The organism is Streptacidiphilus sp. ASG 303 (genome assembly GCF_020991365.1).
Classification (GTDB): Bacteria; Actinomycetota; Actinomycetes; order Streptomycetales; family Streptomycetaceae; genus Peterkaempfera.
This window is the reverse complement of record NZ_JAJLRA010000181.1, coordinates 1-283: the sequence shown is the minus strand read 5'-3', so window position 1 is coordinate 283 and position 283 is coordinate 1. Positions and strand designations below refer to the sequence as shown.

Sequence of the window (283 nt, the reverse complement as noted above, 5' to 3'; positions counted from 1 at the left end):
GAGGAGACGGCGGCCGGGCCGCCCGCGCCGTCGCCGCCCCGGTGGGCCACCCAGAGCGCGGCCACCGGGGCGGCGAGCACCGCCGCGAGGACCGTCGTGGTCACGGCCCGGTTGCGCCGGGCCGCCGCCAGGTCCGGGGAGTCCGCCCGGTGCCGGGGGAAGCCCTGCCGGTCGACGCGCGGGTCGGCCGCCGGGGCGGGGGCGCGGTGCACCCGGCCGCGGGCGGGACCGGGGGCCGGGGCCGGACCGCGCCGTGCGGCGCGGGCCCGGCGGCCCGCCGAGG

Annotated in this window: 1 pseudogene; it reads right to left on the bottom strand. The window is 87.3% G+C overall.

The features are described from left to right. Positions 1-283: pseudogene (locus LO771_RS30425) on the bottom strand (sigma-70 family RNA polymerase sigma factor); the annotation flags it as partial.